A 15,333-nucleotide genomic window follows, 5' to 3' on the forward strand; every position below is an offset into this window, starting at 1 on the left:
CGGTGCCCCATCGTTGGAGCTATGGGCTAGAGCATTAAGTTTACAACGTTATTTCAGGAGCGTTCTACTAGTCTGTGCAGCCTCAAAAGGCCTGTAGTGACGGTTACGTCGCCGCAGGCCTTTTGACCTTGTATTACGATTTCTGCGTCCCCTTATGCCGCCACAGAAACAGCAGGCCAAGCAGGGAGACGTTCAGCAGCGCTGCCGACCACAGGCCGCTGTGAAGCGCCAAGGTCAGAAACAGCGATTCCAGCGTGAGCAGCAGCAGCCAAGGGATGGACAGCTCGCTGGCTGTTGAAGCGTGCGCTGGCTCGGCATATTCATCATGCATATAGTTCACGAGACTGACCATCAGCAAGGCAACCAGCCACCAGCAGAAGTAGCTGCCGATTGCGGCTGCAGGACTTGGCAGGTTCGGCCAAAGCGTGGGTGAGCTGTCTGACAAGCCAGTCGGCAGCGGCCTTGAATGCGGCTCCAGCAGCACTTGCATGGAAGCCATCAGACCGGCTGTCCAAAGGGCAGGCAGCCAGAAGCGCCGACGGTTGCGTCTGCTGCGTTCACGCCGCAGACGCGGGAGGTCCGGCGACAGCTTTTCCTGCAGCGTGAGCGCTTGTTGGCCAGGCGGCGGAGGCGCGTGAGGAGCGAACGCTTTCGCGATAACAAGCAGCATGCACCAGGCAAACGGGACGGCCAGCGGAACACCGAGCACGAGTGGTGCGAGTGCGGCACTGTCGAGCGGCGCGCCCAACCAGCGTCCGGCTTGCAGTCCAAGCCACTCAGCCGTATAGGAAAGGCTCGCGCAGATGACAAACAGCAGCAGCGCTTGTCTGGAGCCGAAGCGGCGGGTGTACCAGATCAGCGCTGTTACGCCGCCCAGTACAAGATAGAAGCGGTTTACTGCGGTCAGCCAGTGGGAGCCGTTTGCGACTGGAGCCAGTATCAGGCAGGCTGAAAGCAAAACCCCACACAGCAGCAGCAGGCGGATGAGCCATTTGTTACTCATGGGGCAGCCTCCTTGCCATCGTCGATCATCGCGATCACCTCTTCGATCCGAAGCTATTCTTATGTATATAAGATTTGGGTGCAAATGATACGAAAAATCGGACGAAGTTCCCTCCTGTCCGGCGTGGAGGCGTACTCCTCAGAAAACGGTCGGCAAAATGGTTTGTCTGACGAACGTGTATTCGTGTATAATATCGAATTAGTGGGATAGCGATGCTTGACGGAAAGAAGGAATGAGCGGATGAACCGATTGACCGGCAAGGTAGCTTCGATGAACGAACTGATTGAGCTGGTGCGCAGCACGCCCGAGCTGATGAAGCAAGTGACGTATTGGCATACGATTCCGGCCAGAGCAGGACGTTACGAGCCGTTTCCCGCAGAACTGAACGATCAGCTGCGCGAGGCGCTTGCGTCCAGAGGAATCGGACAATTGTATACGCATCAAGCTCAAGCCTTCCGCGAGGCTGCGGCTGGCCGGCATGTCGTAGCTGTAACGCCTACGGCGTCGGGCAAAACGTTATGCTACAACTTGCCGGTGCTGCAGGGAATTTTACGTGACGACAGCGCCCGGGCGCTGTATTTGTTTCCGACCAAGGCGCTGGCCCAGGACCAGGTGGCCGAGCTGCAGGAGCTGGCAACGGTGATGGGCGCCGATCTCAAAACCCACACCTATGACGGCGATACGCCGCCGACGGTACGTACAGCAATCCGCAATGCGGGTCATATTGTCGTGACCAATCCGGATATGCTGCACGCGGCGATTTTGCCGCATCATACGAAATGGGTCAAGCTTTTTGAAAATATTAAATTTATCGTGATTGATGAGGTGCACACCTATCGGGGCGTGTTTGGCAGCCATGTGGCTAATGTGATCCGCAGGCTGAAGCGAATTTGCCGGTTTTACGGCTCGGACCCGCAGTTTATTTGCGCTTCGGCGACGATCGACAATCCGAGGGAGCATACGGAACGGCTGCTCGGCGAGCCGGTCGCGCTTGTTAATGACAATGGCTCGCCTGCCGGCGAAAAGCACTTCGTTTTCTATAATCCGCCGGTTGTAAATGAACAGCTTGGCATCCGCAAAAGCAGCGTGCTGGAAACACGCAAGCTGGCCGGTCTGCTGCTGAAGCAGGGGATTCAGACGATTGTGTTTGCGCGCAGCCGGGTGAGGGTCGAAATTTTACTGACGTATTTGCAGGAGCTGGTCAAGCATGAGCTTGGACCGAAGTCGATTCGCGGCTACCGTGGCGGCTACCTGCCCAAGCTCCGGCGCGAAATTGAGCGGGGGCTGCGCAACGGAGAAATTCGCGGCGTTGTGAGCACCAATGCGCTGGAGCTTGGCATTGATATCGGGCAATTGCAGGCTTGTGTGCTGAACGGCTATCCCGGCTCCATCGCAAGCACCTGGCAGCAGTCGGGACGCGCGGGGCGGCGGCAGGAAAGCTCGATTACGATTCTTGTCGCCAGCAGCAATCCGCTCGATCAATATGTGATCCAGCATCCGGATTTTTTCATCGAAAAGGCGCCGGAACGGGCGCTGATTGAGCCGGATAATTTGATCATTCTGGTCGACCATGTGAAGTGCGCCGCCTATGAGCTGCCTTTCGAGGAGCATGAGACGTTCGGCGGGGAGTCGTTAGGGGATATTTTGGAGTTTCTGACTGATGAGCGTATTCTGCACCGGGTCAAAAATCGCTGGCACTGGATGGATCAGTCGTTTCCGGCCCATGAAATCAGTCTGCGGTCCGCGGCCCAGGAAAATTTCATTATTATTGACAGGACGGCGGGAGCAAGGGTGCTTGGCGAGGTAGACCGGTTCAGCGCGCCCACGCTGATCCATGAAGAAGCGATTTATTTGCACGAAGGCGTGCAATTTCAGGTCGAGAAGCTGGATTATGAGGAAAAAAAGGCGTATGTACGCGAGGTTAACGTCGATTATTTCACCGATGCGAATCTGGCTGTGCAGCTCAAGGTATTACATGTGATGCGTGAGGAGCAGCAGCAAGGCTTGACCCGGCAATTCGGCGAGGTCACGGTGAATGCCAAGGCGACAATTTTTAAAAAGCTCAAGCTGCATACGCATGAAAATATCGGCTCCGGTCCGATTCATCTGCCGGAGGAGGAGCTGCATACCAGCTCGTACTGGATTACGTTTGATGAGGAGACGGCTGCGCGCATGACGACCAATGACATGCAGTTTGCGCTGCTGGGGCTGTCGAATGTGCTTGTTCATATCGCTCCGTTGTATTTGATGTGTGATCCGCAGGATATTCGCGTCGTTGCCCAGGTCAAGGCGGTTCACAATAAGCAGCCGACGATTTTTTTCTATGACCGGTATCCGGGCGGCGTCGGATTAAGCGAGCGCTTGTATGAGCTGCACGGACAGCTGCTGGCCGAGGCGGCGCAGCTGATCGGAGGCTGCGGCTGTCTCAGCGGCTGTCCGGCTTGTGTCGGGCCCATGGAGGAAGTCGGGTTGACCGGCAAGAAGCTGGCGCTGGAGCTGCTTGACCGACTCAAAGGAGAGGTCCGATGAGCAGGCTGCGGGAGCGGTTGAACCGCCATCTGAAGCCAGGGGCTTCCAAGCATGGCGAGGACGGGAGCGGAAGCGGCGAACGAGACGTTGACGTCGATGGAGGAAGCCAGCGGTCGGGCGTTTCGGCCAGTGATCATGATGCGGACGGCAAAGGGCGTCTGCCGGAAGACGTGGAGACTGCAAGCCTGGAGGCGCAGCAGTGCGCCATTAGGGGCGAGGAGGACGGGAGGGCGAGCCGTCTGAATGGCAGTGACGATGCTGGCGGCATGGAGGGTCCGTTGTGGGATGCCGGTCATGCAGGACACTCGCAGCAGCCGTCGTTTGCCACAGGTGGCATTGTCGATCCCGAAGAGGCGGAATGGGCCAAGCTCGGCGCCGTTTTGCAGCCAGGAGAATGGGGCGATTACGTGGTGCGCCGCCAAGTGTTCGACTCTGAATTTCGGCATGGCTATTACGCGTTAAAGGAGCTGCGCTCGAATGTAGCTGCGCTCAAGCGTCTGCTGCAGCCGCAGAAGCAGCCGGGCAAACGCTCACGCTTTGCGGTTGTGGAGCTGCGGACCGGCGCAGAAGCCGATGAGAAAGTCGATCCGGCATCGAACGGCGGCGAACGCAGTCAAGCAGCCGCCGCACAGCCGGAAGTGATGCTGGAGCGGCTGCTGTTTATTGATACCGAGACGACCGGACTCGGCCAGGGGGCTGGCAACGTTCCGTTTATGATCGGCATCGGCTACTTCCACAACGAACAACTGGTCGTCGAGCAGATGCTGATTCGTCATCCGGGCGAGGAAACGTCGATGCTGGCTTACCTGCAGACCCGGATTGCCGAGCGTCCGATTCTGATTTCGTACAACGGCAAGTCCTTTGATTGGCCGATTGTCAGAAACCGGTTTATTTTGAACCGGATTCGACTGGCTTCAGAGCCGCAGGGGCATATTGATTTCCTGTACCCGTCGCGAAGCTTGTGGCGGACAACGCTTGCTTCCTGCCGGCTGGGGCAGGTGGAGGAGGACCGGCTTGGGGTGCTCCGCGAGGACGATGTGCCCGGTTCACTGGCGCCGGCGTTGTATTTTCAATATTTGGCGGAGCGTGAACCGACCGTTTTGGAAGGTGTATTTCGTCACAATGAATGGGACGTGCTGACGCTAGCCGGGCTGGCGATTCATTTTGGCAAGCTGCTGACGGGAGAAACGGGCTTTGAGGATGTGCGGACGTTCGGACGCGAGGAAGGATTTCGCTACGGACGCTGGATCGAGCGCTGCGGGCTGCATGAAGCGGCAATGCGGACGATGGAAGCGTTGGCTGACGAGCTGACAGCAGGGGAATACAGCGAGACGGCTGTCGAGGAGCTGCCTGAATGTGTGCTTCCGCTTGCACGCTACATGAAAAAATATGAACGGTACGATCAGGCCGTCGCGTTGTGGAAGCTGTACATTCAGCGGCGTGGGCAGGAGCGAACCGTTTTGCTTGAGCCGTTTATTGAGCTGTCCATGTATAGCGAGCATAAGCTCAAGGATGTGGAGCAGGCTTTACGTTATGCCAGAGATGCGCAGGATGCGCTCTGGCGGCGGCAAGCGCTGGAGCGCAGAAGAACGGCCATCCGGCCAGCAGTCTCTGAGCGTGGTAGCTTGAGTGGAGGTTTGTCTGCGTCAGGACAAAACGGGCTGGCAGACACCTCCGCCGATCAGGAGCTGCACAAGCTGCTTAAGCGAATCGAGCGTCTGGAGCGTAAGCGGCAAGCGGCTGCGAAGCGAAAAAGCCAGAGCGGACAAAGCTTGTCCGGGTCCGACCAGACAAAGGTGTCTGCATCCGGGTTAGCTGAAGCTGACGCGGAGAAGGGGCGGGCATCTTCAAGGCAGCCGTCGTCCTTGGCCGCTGGCGATCGGAATCATGAAGCGCGCTCTGGGAAACGGGGTAAGAAAACAGCTGATGTGTCAGGTCAGCAGCAGCTCTTTTAGGCCGGCAAGCGAAGCGGGCCTAGGGTTTTCGCGACCGGCGCGGCGGTTGCCTCCTCTTTCAGACGAAATTCTCGGCATACCGACATGAAGATCATGGGGCATAATTTTTGGCAAATACGGGCATATACAGGAATAACCCAACCAACTTGTCCGAGGAGAATTATGATGCCTGAATTGCCTGAAATGGAAAACTACCGTCGATTGCTGGGACGCCTGCTGGCGGGCAAACGCATTACGGGGACAACGGTCACCCGCGAAAAATCAATTAATGTACAGCCGGAGCGCTTCGAGCAGCTGCTGCGCGGCCAAATGTTTAAACGGATTGACCGGCGGGCAAAGCATCTGTTATTTGAGCTGGAGTCCGGCGAAACGCTGGTGCTGCATTTGATGCTGGGCGGTATCATCTGCTACGGAACGCTGCAGGAGAAGCCGGATCGGACGGTGCAGGTCCAAATTTCATTTGGCCAAACCCATCTATATCTCATTGGTCTCCGTTTAGGTTATTTGCATGTGCTGTCTCCCGAACAGCTGAACGAACGCTTCGCTCAGTTGGGACCGGAGCCGTTTGATCCGCAGCTGACGCAAACGGTATTTGATGAGCTGCTGGCGCAGCGTAAAGGAACACTTAAAAGCAATCTGGTTGATCAAAGCTTTTTATCCGGTATCGGGAACTGCTACAGCGATGAAATTTGCTTTGAAGCCGGACTTCAGCCGGAGCGTAAGCCCGCGTCCCTGCTGCCGGAGGATACGGTTCGGTTATTTCATGCGATACGGCGCGTGCTGGACGAGGCAACACAATGCGGAGGATACATGGAGCTGCCGCTGTACGCAGGGGACAGCTTGACCGGTGGCTTCGATAGCCGCTGCCGCGTCTATGACCGGGAAGGCGAGCCGTGCTTGCGCTGCCGGACGCCGATAGAACGGCGCGAGGTATCCTCCAAGAAATCGTTTTGCTGCCCGTGCTGCCAGTTTTGAAGGGGGGCTGCAAGGAATGAAGTTCGGCTGTCACCTTAGCATCCGCCGCGGGTATCTGGAAGCGGCCCGGATGGCGGTTCGTCTCGGCGCAGAAGCTTTTCAGTATTTTCCGAAAAACCCGCGCAGCCTGTCGGTCAAGCAGCTGGTCCCCGCCGATGCGGAGGCATGTGCAGCGTATTGCCGGGAGCATGAGCTTCGCGCGATGGCCCACACGCCTTACCCGACGAATCCGGCGCTGGACGCCGGCGAGCTGCGGCAGGCAACGATTGCTTCGCTGCGCAACGACCTGTTGATCGCGGATCGGTGCGGCTCTGTCGGGATCATCGTTCATTTCGGCAGCTACCGGGGAAAAGATCCGTTACAAGGTTATAAAAATATTATACAATGTATAAATGAGGTGCTTGCGGATTATTCCGGCAGCACGCTGCTGCTGCTTGAAAATCAGGCAGGTGAAGGCAGCGCGATGGGGACGACGCTAGAGGAGCTTGTCCAGGTGCGGAAGCTGTGCGAACGGCCTGAGCAGGTCGGGTTTTGCTTTGACACCTGCCATGCTTTCGCTTCCGGCTTGTGGCCGTCTGAGGAGGCGGGCGGCTGGGAGCGGCTGCAGCTGGACATGGAGCGTACCGGCTATTGGTCGGCTCTGCAGGCGATTCATTTGAACGATTCCGTGTACCCGCGAGGCGGCGGGAAGGATCGGCATGCGCCGATCGGCCGGGGGACGATGGGAAAAGAACGTTTCATCGCGATGCTCAGCTCGAAGGCGCTGCGGAAGCGGAGCGTGCTGCCCGTCGTGTTGGAAACGCCTGTTGCCGGCGGCGCGACGCATGAAGCTGAAATTCGGTATATACGGGAGCTGAGCTTGGGCGAATGAAGATAGATGTCTATCTCGATGATCTGCGGCCTTGCCCGGCAGGCTTTACGCTGGTTCGACATGCGGAGGAATGCTTGCTGCTGCTGCGTGAATACGAAGTCGGTATCCTGTCGCTGGACTATGATCTGGGCTGGGATGCGTCGAACGGGCTGGATGTCGTGCGAGCACTTATTACATATGGCAAGTATCCGGAGCGCATTTATTTGCATACGTCGAGCGATAAGGGACGCAGGCTGATGTATGAAGCATTGTACGCGCATAAGCCGCCGCAGACGGAGCTGCACGCAGGTCCTGTTCCGTTTGCGCTGCTGGCTGAGCGGGCCAGGCAAGCATGACATGGAATCAAGAAGCTAAAGAATAGGTTGTGGTCGCAAATGACAGCAAGTACAGAAACGAAGAAGCATGTTGAAATTTTGTCGCTGGACGGCATTCATTTTATTCGGGAAAACCGGCATATATTATCGAATGTAGGTTTCCGCATTGAAGCAGGAGAGCATTGGGTTGTGCTGGGCCGCAACGGGTCGGGCAAAACGACTCTGCTGGAGCTGATGAACGGCTACCAGTTCCCGTCAAGCGGGCAAGTGCGGGTACTGGATCATACTTACGGACAATGCGACGTGCGCGAGGTGCGCAAGCGGATCGGCTATATTAGCCAATCGCTGTATGAGAAGCTGAATCCCGCTGATCCGGTGTGGGAAATTGTCGCTACCGGGGAGTTCGGCTTCCTCCGATTTTACGAAGCGATCCCGCAGGGCATCCGTGAAAAGTCGCTGGACAAGCTGCATGAAGTCAATCTGCTGCATATGGCCGATCAGCCGCTTGGTACGCTGTCCCAAGGGGAGCGGAAGAAGGTTATGCTGGCCCGGGCGCTGATGACCAGTCCGACGATTCTGATTATGGACGAGCCGTGCGCAGGCTTGGATTTGTTTGAACGCGAGCGTCTTCTGGAGCAAATCAACAGGCTCAGCGAGCAAAAGATGACGGTCATTTATGTGACCCATCATCTGGAGGAAATCGTCCCGATGTTTACGCACGTGCTGCTGGTGGAGGAAGGCCAAGTGATCGCTTGCGGCGAGAAACGCGAAGTATTGACCGAAGAGAATTTGATCAAGGCGTTCCAGGTTCCTGTTCGCATAGAATGGTTCGGAGACCGTCCATGGATCAAGGTGCTCGGATGAACGGGCTGGTTGCAGTAGGAACTGCGAATCGGGGATATGCGCAGCAGGCGCAGGAGGAGCTGAAGCGGCTGCTCGGGCCGTCGGTCAAGTTTGGCTGGCTGTCTCCCGGCGAAACGTTTTGGCTGGAATCGCCGCTAGGGCGGGAGGAAACCGTTGCTGCCGTGCTAAAGCAAGAGCCTGCTTTTCTGCGGCACTTATTTCCCGCTGATGCGGCCGTCGAATGGGCTGGCACGTCAGAGGCGGCGGTGGGCGTCATTTGCGAGCTGCTCGCCAGGTATGGTGAACAGCTGAAGGGTGGCGCTGCCGTTGCTGTGCAGGTCCGCAAGCCGGAGACTGAAGCTGAGCTGCCCGCTCCGGCGCAGCTGAAGGCTGAGCTGGATGTGCTGCTGGAGCATGAATATGGCGTGATTCCGGTCGTGCGGCAGGCGGACTGGATATTATCCGTGTATATGACGCGCAGCCGTCTGTATGCCGGGCTGAGCCGGCCGGCGCATAATTTGTCTGACTGGTCGGGCGGTGCTGTACGCTTCAAGCGTGAGGAAGGCCAAGTGTCGCGTGCGAAATTCAAGCTGCTGGAGGCCGAGCAGGCGTTTGGACTGGATTTCCGCAGCTACCGTCAGGCGCTGGACATCGGGGCTGCTCCGGGAGGCTGGACGAGCCTGCTGCTGGAGCGCGGTCTTGCAGTCACAGCGGTAGACCCCGCCAAGCTGGATGCTTCGCTGCTCGCCCATCCCCGCCTTACTTACTTGCCTAAAAAAGCGGATGAGGTCAAGCTGGAGTCGGGGCAGTTCGACCTGCTCGTTTGCGATATGAGCTGGAGCCACAGGCAGATGGCCAAGCTGGTGCTGCAGCTTGCTGATGCGGTGCAAACAGGCGGAACGGCGATCATTACGGTCAAGCTGATGCACAAAAAGGCATTCCAGTCGATCCGCGAGGTAGCGGGAGATTTAGCTGAGGTGTTTGCGCTGCAGCAAGCGAAGCAGTTGTTCCACAATCGCGACGAGCTGACTTTGTTTTTCTTGAAGCTGTAAGGCGCGTAAGCAGGCTGTGAAATTCGGTTTGCAACAATTGCATGATCAACAGCTCCGGCAAGAAGGCGCGCTGCTTGGCTTGGGGCTGAAGAGCAGCAGTGGAAGTGTGTGCAAGGCCGAGGGCTGCAGGGTCAGCAGCTCCAACTGCATGTAAAGGAGTGAGCAAGCAGCGTGGCCGAAAAAGAAAAAGTGTCGGAAATGTACTGGGATACGGTGTTCGCCGCTCAGGCTGCCACGGAGCTGCGTTATGATGATTGGCTGGAGCCTTACCTTGCGAAACTGCGGCTGCAGTCTGGCACTGGACTGCCTGTGCTTGATTTGGGCTGCGGAGCGGGCAACAATGCATGGTATTTAGCGGAGCGAGAGGTGCCGGTCATCGCCTGTGACCGTTCGGCGGCGGCGCTTGCGCTGGTGAGCGAGCGGCTGCCGGAGGTGCCGACCGTTCGTCTGGACTTGCTCGAACCGCTGCCCTTCGAGTCAGGCGCAGTGTCGGCTGTAATCGCCGACCTGTGCCTGCATTATTTTCGGTGGACTGAGACGGAGCGGATGGTTGCCGAAATCAGACGTGTGCTCAAGCCTGGCGGGTGGTTTCTCAGCCGGCTTAACTCGGTGCGCGATACGGAATATGGAGCTGGGCAGGGGACTGTCGTTGAGCCTGGCTTGTACGAGCACAACGGCTGCATGAAGCGGTTTTTTGAGCGGGAAACGGTGGAGACTTTGTTTCGCAGCTGGGACATTTGTGCGATAAGTGAGCATAGGATAGATCGTTATGGGCGGCCCAAGATCGCTTGGACAATAGCAGCGCGTTGAGTGCAGCGGCCTAAACAGGTGTTGAAGCACTGGGCGTGAATGTTGCCGACCGGAACGGCAGAAGGAGGTTGGGCTTTTATGGAGACAACTACAATGCTGATGATTGGCGGAGCCATACTGGCTGCTGGGCTGGCCTGGTGGGTTTTAGTCAGGCTGGGACGAAAGCTGCGGGATAAATCAGAAGCCCGTAAAGTGATCAAGATGAGCTTGTATCGGCCTAAGCCTGGCGTGCAGCCGCCTGTCAAAAGCGGGTTGAAGGCCTGTTCATTTTGCAAAAAGAAAAGCCGCCGTCTCGCCTTTTATGCCAATGAGGCCGGGCAGGTGGTGGGCGTCTGCGACGACTGCCGACCGCAGGCAGAGCGGAGAGCTTTGCTGCGGCTTTAGGTTTAAAGAAAACTTATTTTCAGCGTTCACTTGAATTATGGAAATATTTCGTATATAATCCAGTCATAAGCTTTTCACGTTCATCGTATGTTAGCGGAAGCACCGCTGTTTGGGACAGAACGTCCCGGCAGCGCGTGCTTTTTTTGCGTCTACGTACCGTTTGAAGGCTTCCATCGTGCAGATGCTTCAGATGAGATAAGGGAGGGATGTACGATGATGAACCGGTTGCAGCTATTTTTACTCGACTCCGACGATGACTTCGGTCACATGCTGTCAGCTTACTTGCGTTCATCCGCGTATGCGCAGCGTTTCGAATTGCAGCGGTTCCGGAGCCGGGAGGAGGGCAGCGCTTATTTGGCTGAAGCAAAGGAGCCATTTATGACGCTGATCCATGAATCCTGGCTGCCGCTGCCGGACGGGGAGGTCGGGCTGCGGGCAGGCTGCACGCTGATTGTGAGCGAGTCGGAGAGATTCGGCGATGGGAGGGATTATCCGGTCATTTTTAAGTACCAGCCGCTAAATCAATTGTTAGCCGCCGCCGCTTCGCATTACAACGAATTCAGCGCAGATCGGCCGCTTGGCGGCGGCGCAGCGCAGACGCAGGTGATTGCTGTGTATGCAGCGACGGGCGGCACGGGGAAAACGGTGACGGCCGTGCATTTGGCGGCGAAGCTTGCTGCGGACGGGGAACGGGTACTTTGTTTCTCATTGGAGCGCTTACCTTCCTATGCTTGGTACGGCCACGCGGGGGCATTGCCGGAGGAGGACAGCTTTTCTCGGCTGCTGTATTATGCGAAGTCACGGCCTGAGCTGCTGACGGCCAAGCTGGAGCAAGCGAAGCATCGTCATCCGGAGTGGCGCTTCGACTGCCTTCGCCCGCTGCATGATCCTGAGGAGTGGCTGGATATGGAGCCGCTGGATCTGCGGCTGCTGCTGCAGGCGGCGCGGAACTCAGGGCTGTACGACTGGATCATCGTCGATGCGGAATCGTCGCTGGCTCTGGTTGTGCTGGAGCTGCTGCAGCAGGCTGATCTGGTGCTGTGGCCTGTCGCCGATGACTGTGTCCAGCTCAGGAAAACAAGCGACTGCTTGACGGCACTGCGCAAACGAAACGGCGAGGAAGCCAGACGGCTGTTGGAAAAGGTGCGTTTTTTGCATAACCGGCATACGGGTGAGCGCTTGAATGATTTCCGCGCCTGTTCGATTCTGATCAGCGGTCAGCTGCCCTATGTGCCGGAGTGGAAAAGCATGGCCTGCGTGGACGGGATGCTGGTCAGAGGTTTTGCGGATGACGCGGCGGCACTGGTCAGGGGCGTACAACGGGTCAGCAGATGAACCGCATGTTGGAGTACGGTTAAAATGACGGCTTGCCCGCGGGCAGGGCATGTGCCGGGATGTGTTACAGCCGAGCCCGATCCGACGAGAGCAACGTGAGCTGTAGCAGGGTTTGATGGAATTTAGCTTTTATGCGATGCCAGAAAGCCTAAACGTGGCCGAGGAGGAGAAGCGGGTGAACGACGAGCAAAGCTGGCAGGAGCTGCGCGCCGAGCTCAAACGTATCGTGCAGGAGCAGATCGACTATGGCAGCACGTTATCGGATATGGAGCTGCTCGATTTAATTGAAGCGGAGGTGTTCGCGCGTTCCGCGCGCGGACATTTGACGGCAGGCCGAAAAAAACGGCTTGTGCGCGATATTTTTAACTCCTTCCGCGGGTTGGATGTCATCCAGCCGCTCGTTGATGATCCGGATATTACGGAAATTATGATTAACTCGCACGAGCGCATATTTATTGAAACGCGCGGTACTGTGCTGGAAACCGGTCTGGCCTTCGAAAGCCGAGAGAAGCTGGAGGACACGATTCAGGCGGTCGTCGGTCGAGTAAACCGGATTGTCAACGAATCAAGTCCGGTTGTGGATGCCCGGCTGCAGGATGGCTCGCGTGTGCACGTCGTGCTGCCGCCGATTGCACTGAATGGGCCGACGATGACGATTCGGAAGTTTCCCGCCGAGCCGATGACACTTGATGACCTGCAGCGCAAGGAAGCGATTAGCGCGGAGGCGGCCGCCTTTTTGATTCGATTGGTCAAAGCGAAGCTGAATATTTTCATCAGCGGGGGAACCGGCTCAGGTAAAACAACCTTTCTGAACGCTTTGGCGCAGCATATCCCGGCGGATGAACGAATTATTACGATCGAGGATTCCGCCGAGCTGCAAATTCGGGGCGTGCCGAACCTTGTTCGGCTGGAGACGCGCAACGCCAATACGGAGGGACGCGGCGAAATTTCAATCCGGGAGCTGATTCGCGCTTCGCTGCGGATGAGGCCCAACCGGATTATTGTTGGCGAGGTGCGCGGAGCCGAATCGCTGGATATGCTGCAGGCGATGAATACGGGGCATTCGGGGAGCATGTCCACGGGCCATGGAAACTCAACCGCCGATATGCTCAGCCGCCTGGAAACGATGGTGCTGAGCGGAGCAAGCCTGCCGTTGGATGTGGTGCGCAAGCAGTTGGCATCGGCGCTGGATGTGATGGTGCATGTGCAGCGGATGCGTGATCGAAGTCGTCGGGTGACGGAAATCAGCGAAGTGGTCGGGATGACCGGAGGGGAGGTGAGGCTGCAGCCCGTGTACCGGTTCGTGGAGCGAGGGGACGCTCCGGATGGCCGTGTGCTGGGGACGCTGGAGGCAGTGTATCCGGCCATGGCTGAACCGGGCAAGCTGGCGGCAAGCGGCCTGCTGTAAGGCTTGGAGAAACCGGATCGCCAACCGAAAGGAAGCATCAACAAATTACGAAGGATATGCGGGGGAAAATCGGCATGAAGACCGGAGGATGGCCTGGCGTCCAAACTGCATGGCGGAATCGGCAGCGGTCGGGGCCGATGCTGGGGGTAAAAGGCAAAGCTGTCTCCAAGGAGGAGCAAGCGTCGCCGTTGACTGACTACGAGCAACTGGAGCTAAGCTTCAAGCAGAAATGGTGGGCGAGTTTTGCCGGAGCGTTGCTGTGCGGATGTTTGGCCTGGGTGTTTTACCGTCATCCGGCCGCTGTGCTTCTGGCTGCGCCTGGAGGCTTATGGTTTCCGCGCATGCTGCGTCAAAGCTTGCTGGTGCGCCGGAAGGCGCAGCTGAAAATTCAATTTAAGCAGCTTTTGTCTGCGATTTCGACATCGCTTGGTGCAGGAAAATCTATGGAGACGGCTTTTCGCGGTGCGATGCTGGATTTGCGGCTGCTGTATCCCGACTCTTCCACGATGATTATTCGTGAGCTGGAAATTGTTAATCGGCGCCTGGATAACGGAGAAAGCATCGAATCCGCACTGCTTGGCTTTGCTCAGCGTGCGAGGCTGGAGGAAATTGGGCAGTTTGCCGACGTATTTGTCATTTGCAAGCGGACAGGCGGCAATCTTGTGCAGGTGGTGCGGCGGACTTCCATGCTGATTCAGGAAAAGCTGGATATTGAACAGGATCTGGCGGTAACGCTGGCCCAGAAAAAATTTGAAGCAAAGCTGCTATCCGCAGCGCCGGTTGTATTTGTGGCGACGATGACCTGGACCGCTCCTGATTATATGGAACCGCTTTATGAGGGGGCGGGGCGGATCGTCATGACTGGAGCGCTGGCTGTACTGTGGCTGAGCAGGTCATGGATTGCCCAAATCATGAACATAAAGGTGTGAGCCGATGTCCTGGATGCTTGGTTTGCTGCTGCTGCAGGCTTTGGCCTTGCTCGCCGTAGCGTTGTGGTCGCATCGCAGCTATACCGTTTGGCTGGCGGAGCATTGGCAGCTGACGCAGCGCGATGCTTTGTATTGGCTGGCTGCCGCTGCGCTGGCTGTGCTGGAGAAGCTGCACCTGTCGGATAAGCTGAGCGAGCCGCTGCACAAGGTGCATCAGGTGATGCTTGGTCTGCATGGAGCGCGGCAGGCATTGGCGCGTACCCGCTGGTTTACGGTACGGGCGCTGCTTGTGGGCTGCTGCTGCCTAGCGTTTTTTACGGCGCTCGGCGCGCTGATGGACGATGAGCCGGAAATGCTGCTGTACGGCGCATTGTGCGCGGCGGCAGCGCCGTTTGTGCTGTACAAGCAGGAGCAGGTAAAGCTGCTGCGTAAAAAAAGAGCGATGCTGATCGAGCTGCCGGAGGCGCTGAATCAGCTGATGCTGCTCGTCGGCGCCGGGGAGACGGTGCAGCAGGCCATCGTGCGAAACAGCGAACGTACAGCAGGTTCCGTGAATCCGCTTCGGCAGGAGCTGAACGAGGTGGCAAATTCACTGCGGATGAATGGATCATTTGCGAAGGCGCTGGAGGAGTTCAGCAAACGGTGTTCGCTGCAGGAAACGACCTTGTTCACGACAACGCTGCTGCTAAATTACAAGCGCGGCGGCGATGAAATGCTGGTGTCGCTGCGCGAGCTGTCCATGACGTTGTGGGATAAACGCAAGGCACTGGCCAAAACGCTCGGTGAGGAAGCTTCGTCGAAGCTCGTATTCCCGATGGTGCTGATTTTTTTCGTGGTCATGGTCATTGTAGCCGTGCCGGCGCTGATGCTGGCGGGGTAAAGCTTACTGGAGGAGGCTGAAGGCGCATGAGGAAAGACAGCCGGA

At 57.4% G+C, this 15,333-nt stretch carries 14 protein-coding genes; 13 read left to right on the forward strand and 1 reads right to left on the reverse strand.

Annotated features, from left to right (window positions below; genetic code table 11):
* Positions 1-133 precede the first annotated feature (133 nt).
* Entirely contained in the window at positions 134-1,003 is an 870-nt protein-coding gene (locus AC6ROY_RS10045) for a carotenoid biosynthesis protein (protein WP_500100189.1), read from the reverse strand.
* A gap of 240 nt (positions 1,004-1,243) precedes the next feature.
* Here AC6ROY_RS10045 and AC6ROY_RS10050 point away from each other — a divergent pair, with 240 nt between their 5' ends.
* The 13 genes from AC6ROY_RS10050 (at position 1,244) to AC6ROY_RS10110 (ending at position 15,288) form a co-directional block, all read left to right on the forward strand.
* The gene (locus tag AC6ROY_RS10050; RefSeq protein WP_500100191.1) at positions 1,244-3,532 is read left to right on the forward strand and encodes a DEAD/DEAH box helicase; all 2,289 of its coding nucleotides are present in this window, start codon (positions 1,244-1,246) and stop codon (positions 3,530-3,532) included.
* A complete protein-coding gene (locus tag AC6ROY_RS10055) occupies positions 3,529-5,487 on the forward strand; it encodes a ribonuclease H-like domain-containing protein (protein WP_500100192.1) in 1,959 nt (652 codons plus the stop codon). The genes AC6ROY_RS10050 and AC6ROY_RS10055 overlap by 4 nt, the downstream gene beginning before the upstream one ends.
* 165 nt (positions 5,488-5,652) lie before the next feature.
* On the forward strand, positions 5,653-6,462 hold the full coding sequence (locus AC6ROY_RS10060) for an Fpg/Nei family DNA glycosylase (RefSeq protein WP_500100194.1): 810 nt from the start codon (positions 5,653-5,655) through the stop codon (positions 6,460-6,462).
* Between the two features lie 16 nt (positions 6,463-6,478).
* Positions 6,479-7,333: a deoxyribonuclease IV gene (locus tag AC6ROY_RS10065; RefSeq protein WP_500100195.1), complete on the forward strand. Its 855-nt coding sequence runs from the start codon at positions 6,479-6,481 to the stop codon at positions 7,331-7,333.
* The gene (locus AC6ROY_RS10070) at positions 7,330-7,668 is read left to right on the forward strand and encodes a cyclic-phosphate processing receiver domain-containing protein (RefSeq protein ID WP_500100196.1); all 339 of its coding nucleotides are present in this window, start codon (positions 7,330-7,332) and stop codon (positions 7,666-7,668) included. Before AC6ROY_RS10065 ends, AC6ROY_RS10070 begins: the two co-directional genes overlap by 4 nt.
* A gap of 39 nt (positions 7,669-7,707) precedes the next feature.
* Entirely contained in the window at positions 7,708-8,511 is an 804-nt protein-coding gene (locus AC6ROY_RS10075; protein WP_500100198.1) for an ABC transporter ATP-binding protein, read from the forward strand.
* Positions 8,490-9,542, forward strand: a complete 1,053-nt coding sequence (locus AC6ROY_RS10080; RefSeq protein WP_500100199.1) for an SAM-dependent methyltransferase — start codon at positions 8,490-8,492, stop codon at positions 9,540-9,542. Before AC6ROY_RS10075 ends, AC6ROY_RS10080 begins: the two co-directional genes overlap by 22 nt.
* Positions 9,543-9,713: 171 nt before the next feature.
* Complete coding sequence (locus AC6ROY_RS10085; RefSeq protein WP_500100200.1) at positions 9,714-10,352, forward strand: class I SAM-dependent methyltransferase; 639 nt, start codon at positions 9,714-9,716, stop codon at positions 10,350-10,352.
* A gap of 78 nt (positions 10,353-10,430) precedes the next feature.
* The gene (locus AC6ROY_RS10090) at positions 10,431-10,736 is read left to right on the forward strand and encodes a hypothetical protein (RefSeq protein WP_500100202.1); all 306 of its coding nucleotides are present in this window, start codon (positions 10,431-10,433) and stop codon (positions 10,734-10,736) included.
* 213 nt (positions 10,737-10,949) lie between these two features.
* A complete protein-coding gene (locus AC6ROY_RS10095) occupies positions 10,950-12,071 on the forward strand; it encodes a nucleotide-binding protein (RefSeq protein WP_500100203.1) in 1,122 nt (373 codons plus the stop codon).
* 115 nt (positions 12,072-12,186) lie between these two features.
* Positions 12,187-13,479: a TadA family conjugal transfer-associated ATPase gene (locus tag AC6ROY_RS10100; protein WP_500100204.1), complete on the forward strand. Its 1,293-nt coding sequence runs from the start codon at positions 12,187-12,189 to the stop codon at positions 13,477-13,479.
* A gap of 74 nt (positions 13,480-13,553) precedes the next feature.
* Positions 13,554-14,408 (forward strand): type II secretion system F family protein, encoded by an 855-nt coding sequence (locus tag AC6ROY_RS10105; protein WP_500100205.1) that lies wholly within the window; start codon positions 13,554-13,556, stop codon positions 14,406-14,408.
* Positions 14,409-14,412: 4 nt separating this feature from the next.
* Complete coding sequence (locus AC6ROY_RS10110) at positions 14,413-15,288, forward strand: type II secretion system F family protein (RefSeq protein WP_500100206.1); 876 nt, start codon at positions 14,413-14,415, stop codon at positions 15,286-15,288.
* Positions 15,289-15,333: the final 45 nt, after the last annotated feature.

Source organism: Paenibacillus sp. sg306046 (assembly GCF_059821225.1).

Bases quoted from the DNA above. Each gene is read 5' to 3' on its own strand.
- AC6ROY_RS10045 (WP_500100189.1), bottom strand. From the start codon at position 1,003: ATGAGTAACAAATGGCTCATCCGCCTGCTGCTGCTGTGTGGGGTTTTG.
- AC6ROY_RS10050 (WP_500100191.1), top strand. From the start codon at position 1,244: ATGAACCGATTGACCGGCAAGGTAGCTTCGATGAACGAACTGATTGAG.
- AC6ROY_RS10055 (WP_500100192.1), top strand. From the start codon at position 3,529: ATGAGCAGGCTGCGGGAGCGGTTGAACCGCCATCTGAAGCCAGGGGCT.
- AC6ROY_RS10060 (WP_500100194.1), top strand. From the start codon at position 5,653: ATGCCTGAATTGCCTGAAATGGAAAACTACCGTCGATTGCTGGGACGC.
- AC6ROY_RS10065 (WP_500100195.1), top strand. From the start codon at position 6,479: ATGAAGTTCGGCTGTCACCTTAGCATCCGCCGCGGGTATCTGGAAGCG.
- AC6ROY_RS10070 (WP_500100196.1), top strand. From the start codon at position 7,330: ATGAAGATAGATGTCTATCTCGATGATCTGCGGCCTTGCCCGGCAGGC.
- AC6ROY_RS10075 (WP_500100198.1), top strand. From the start codon at position 7,708: ATGACAGCAAGTACAGAAACGAAGAAGCATGTTGAAATTTTGTCGCTG.
- AC6ROY_RS10080 (WP_500100199.1), top strand. From the start codon at position 8,490: ATGGATCAAGGTGCTCGGATGAACGGGCTGGTTGCAGTAGGAACTGCG.
- AC6ROY_RS10090 (WP_500100202.1), top strand. From the start codon at position 10,431: ATGGAGACAACTACAATGCTGATGATTGGCGGAGCCATACTGGCTGCT.
- AC6ROY_RS10095 (WP_500100203.1), top strand. From the start codon at position 10,950: ATGATGAACCGGTTGCAGCTATTTTTACTCGACTCCGACGATGACTTC.
- AC6ROY_RS10100 (WP_500100204.1), top strand. From the start codon at position 12,187: ATGGAATTTAGCTTTTATGCGATGCCAGAAAGCCTAAACGTGGCCGAG.
- AC6ROY_RS10105 (WP_500100205.1), top strand. From the start codon at position 13,554: ATGAAGACCGGAGGATGGCCTGGCGTCCAAACTGCATGGCGGAATCGG.
- AC6ROY_RS10110 (WP_500100206.1), top strand. From the start codon at position 14,413: ATGTCCTGGATGCTTGGTTTGCTGCTGCTGCAGGCTTTGGCCTTGCTC.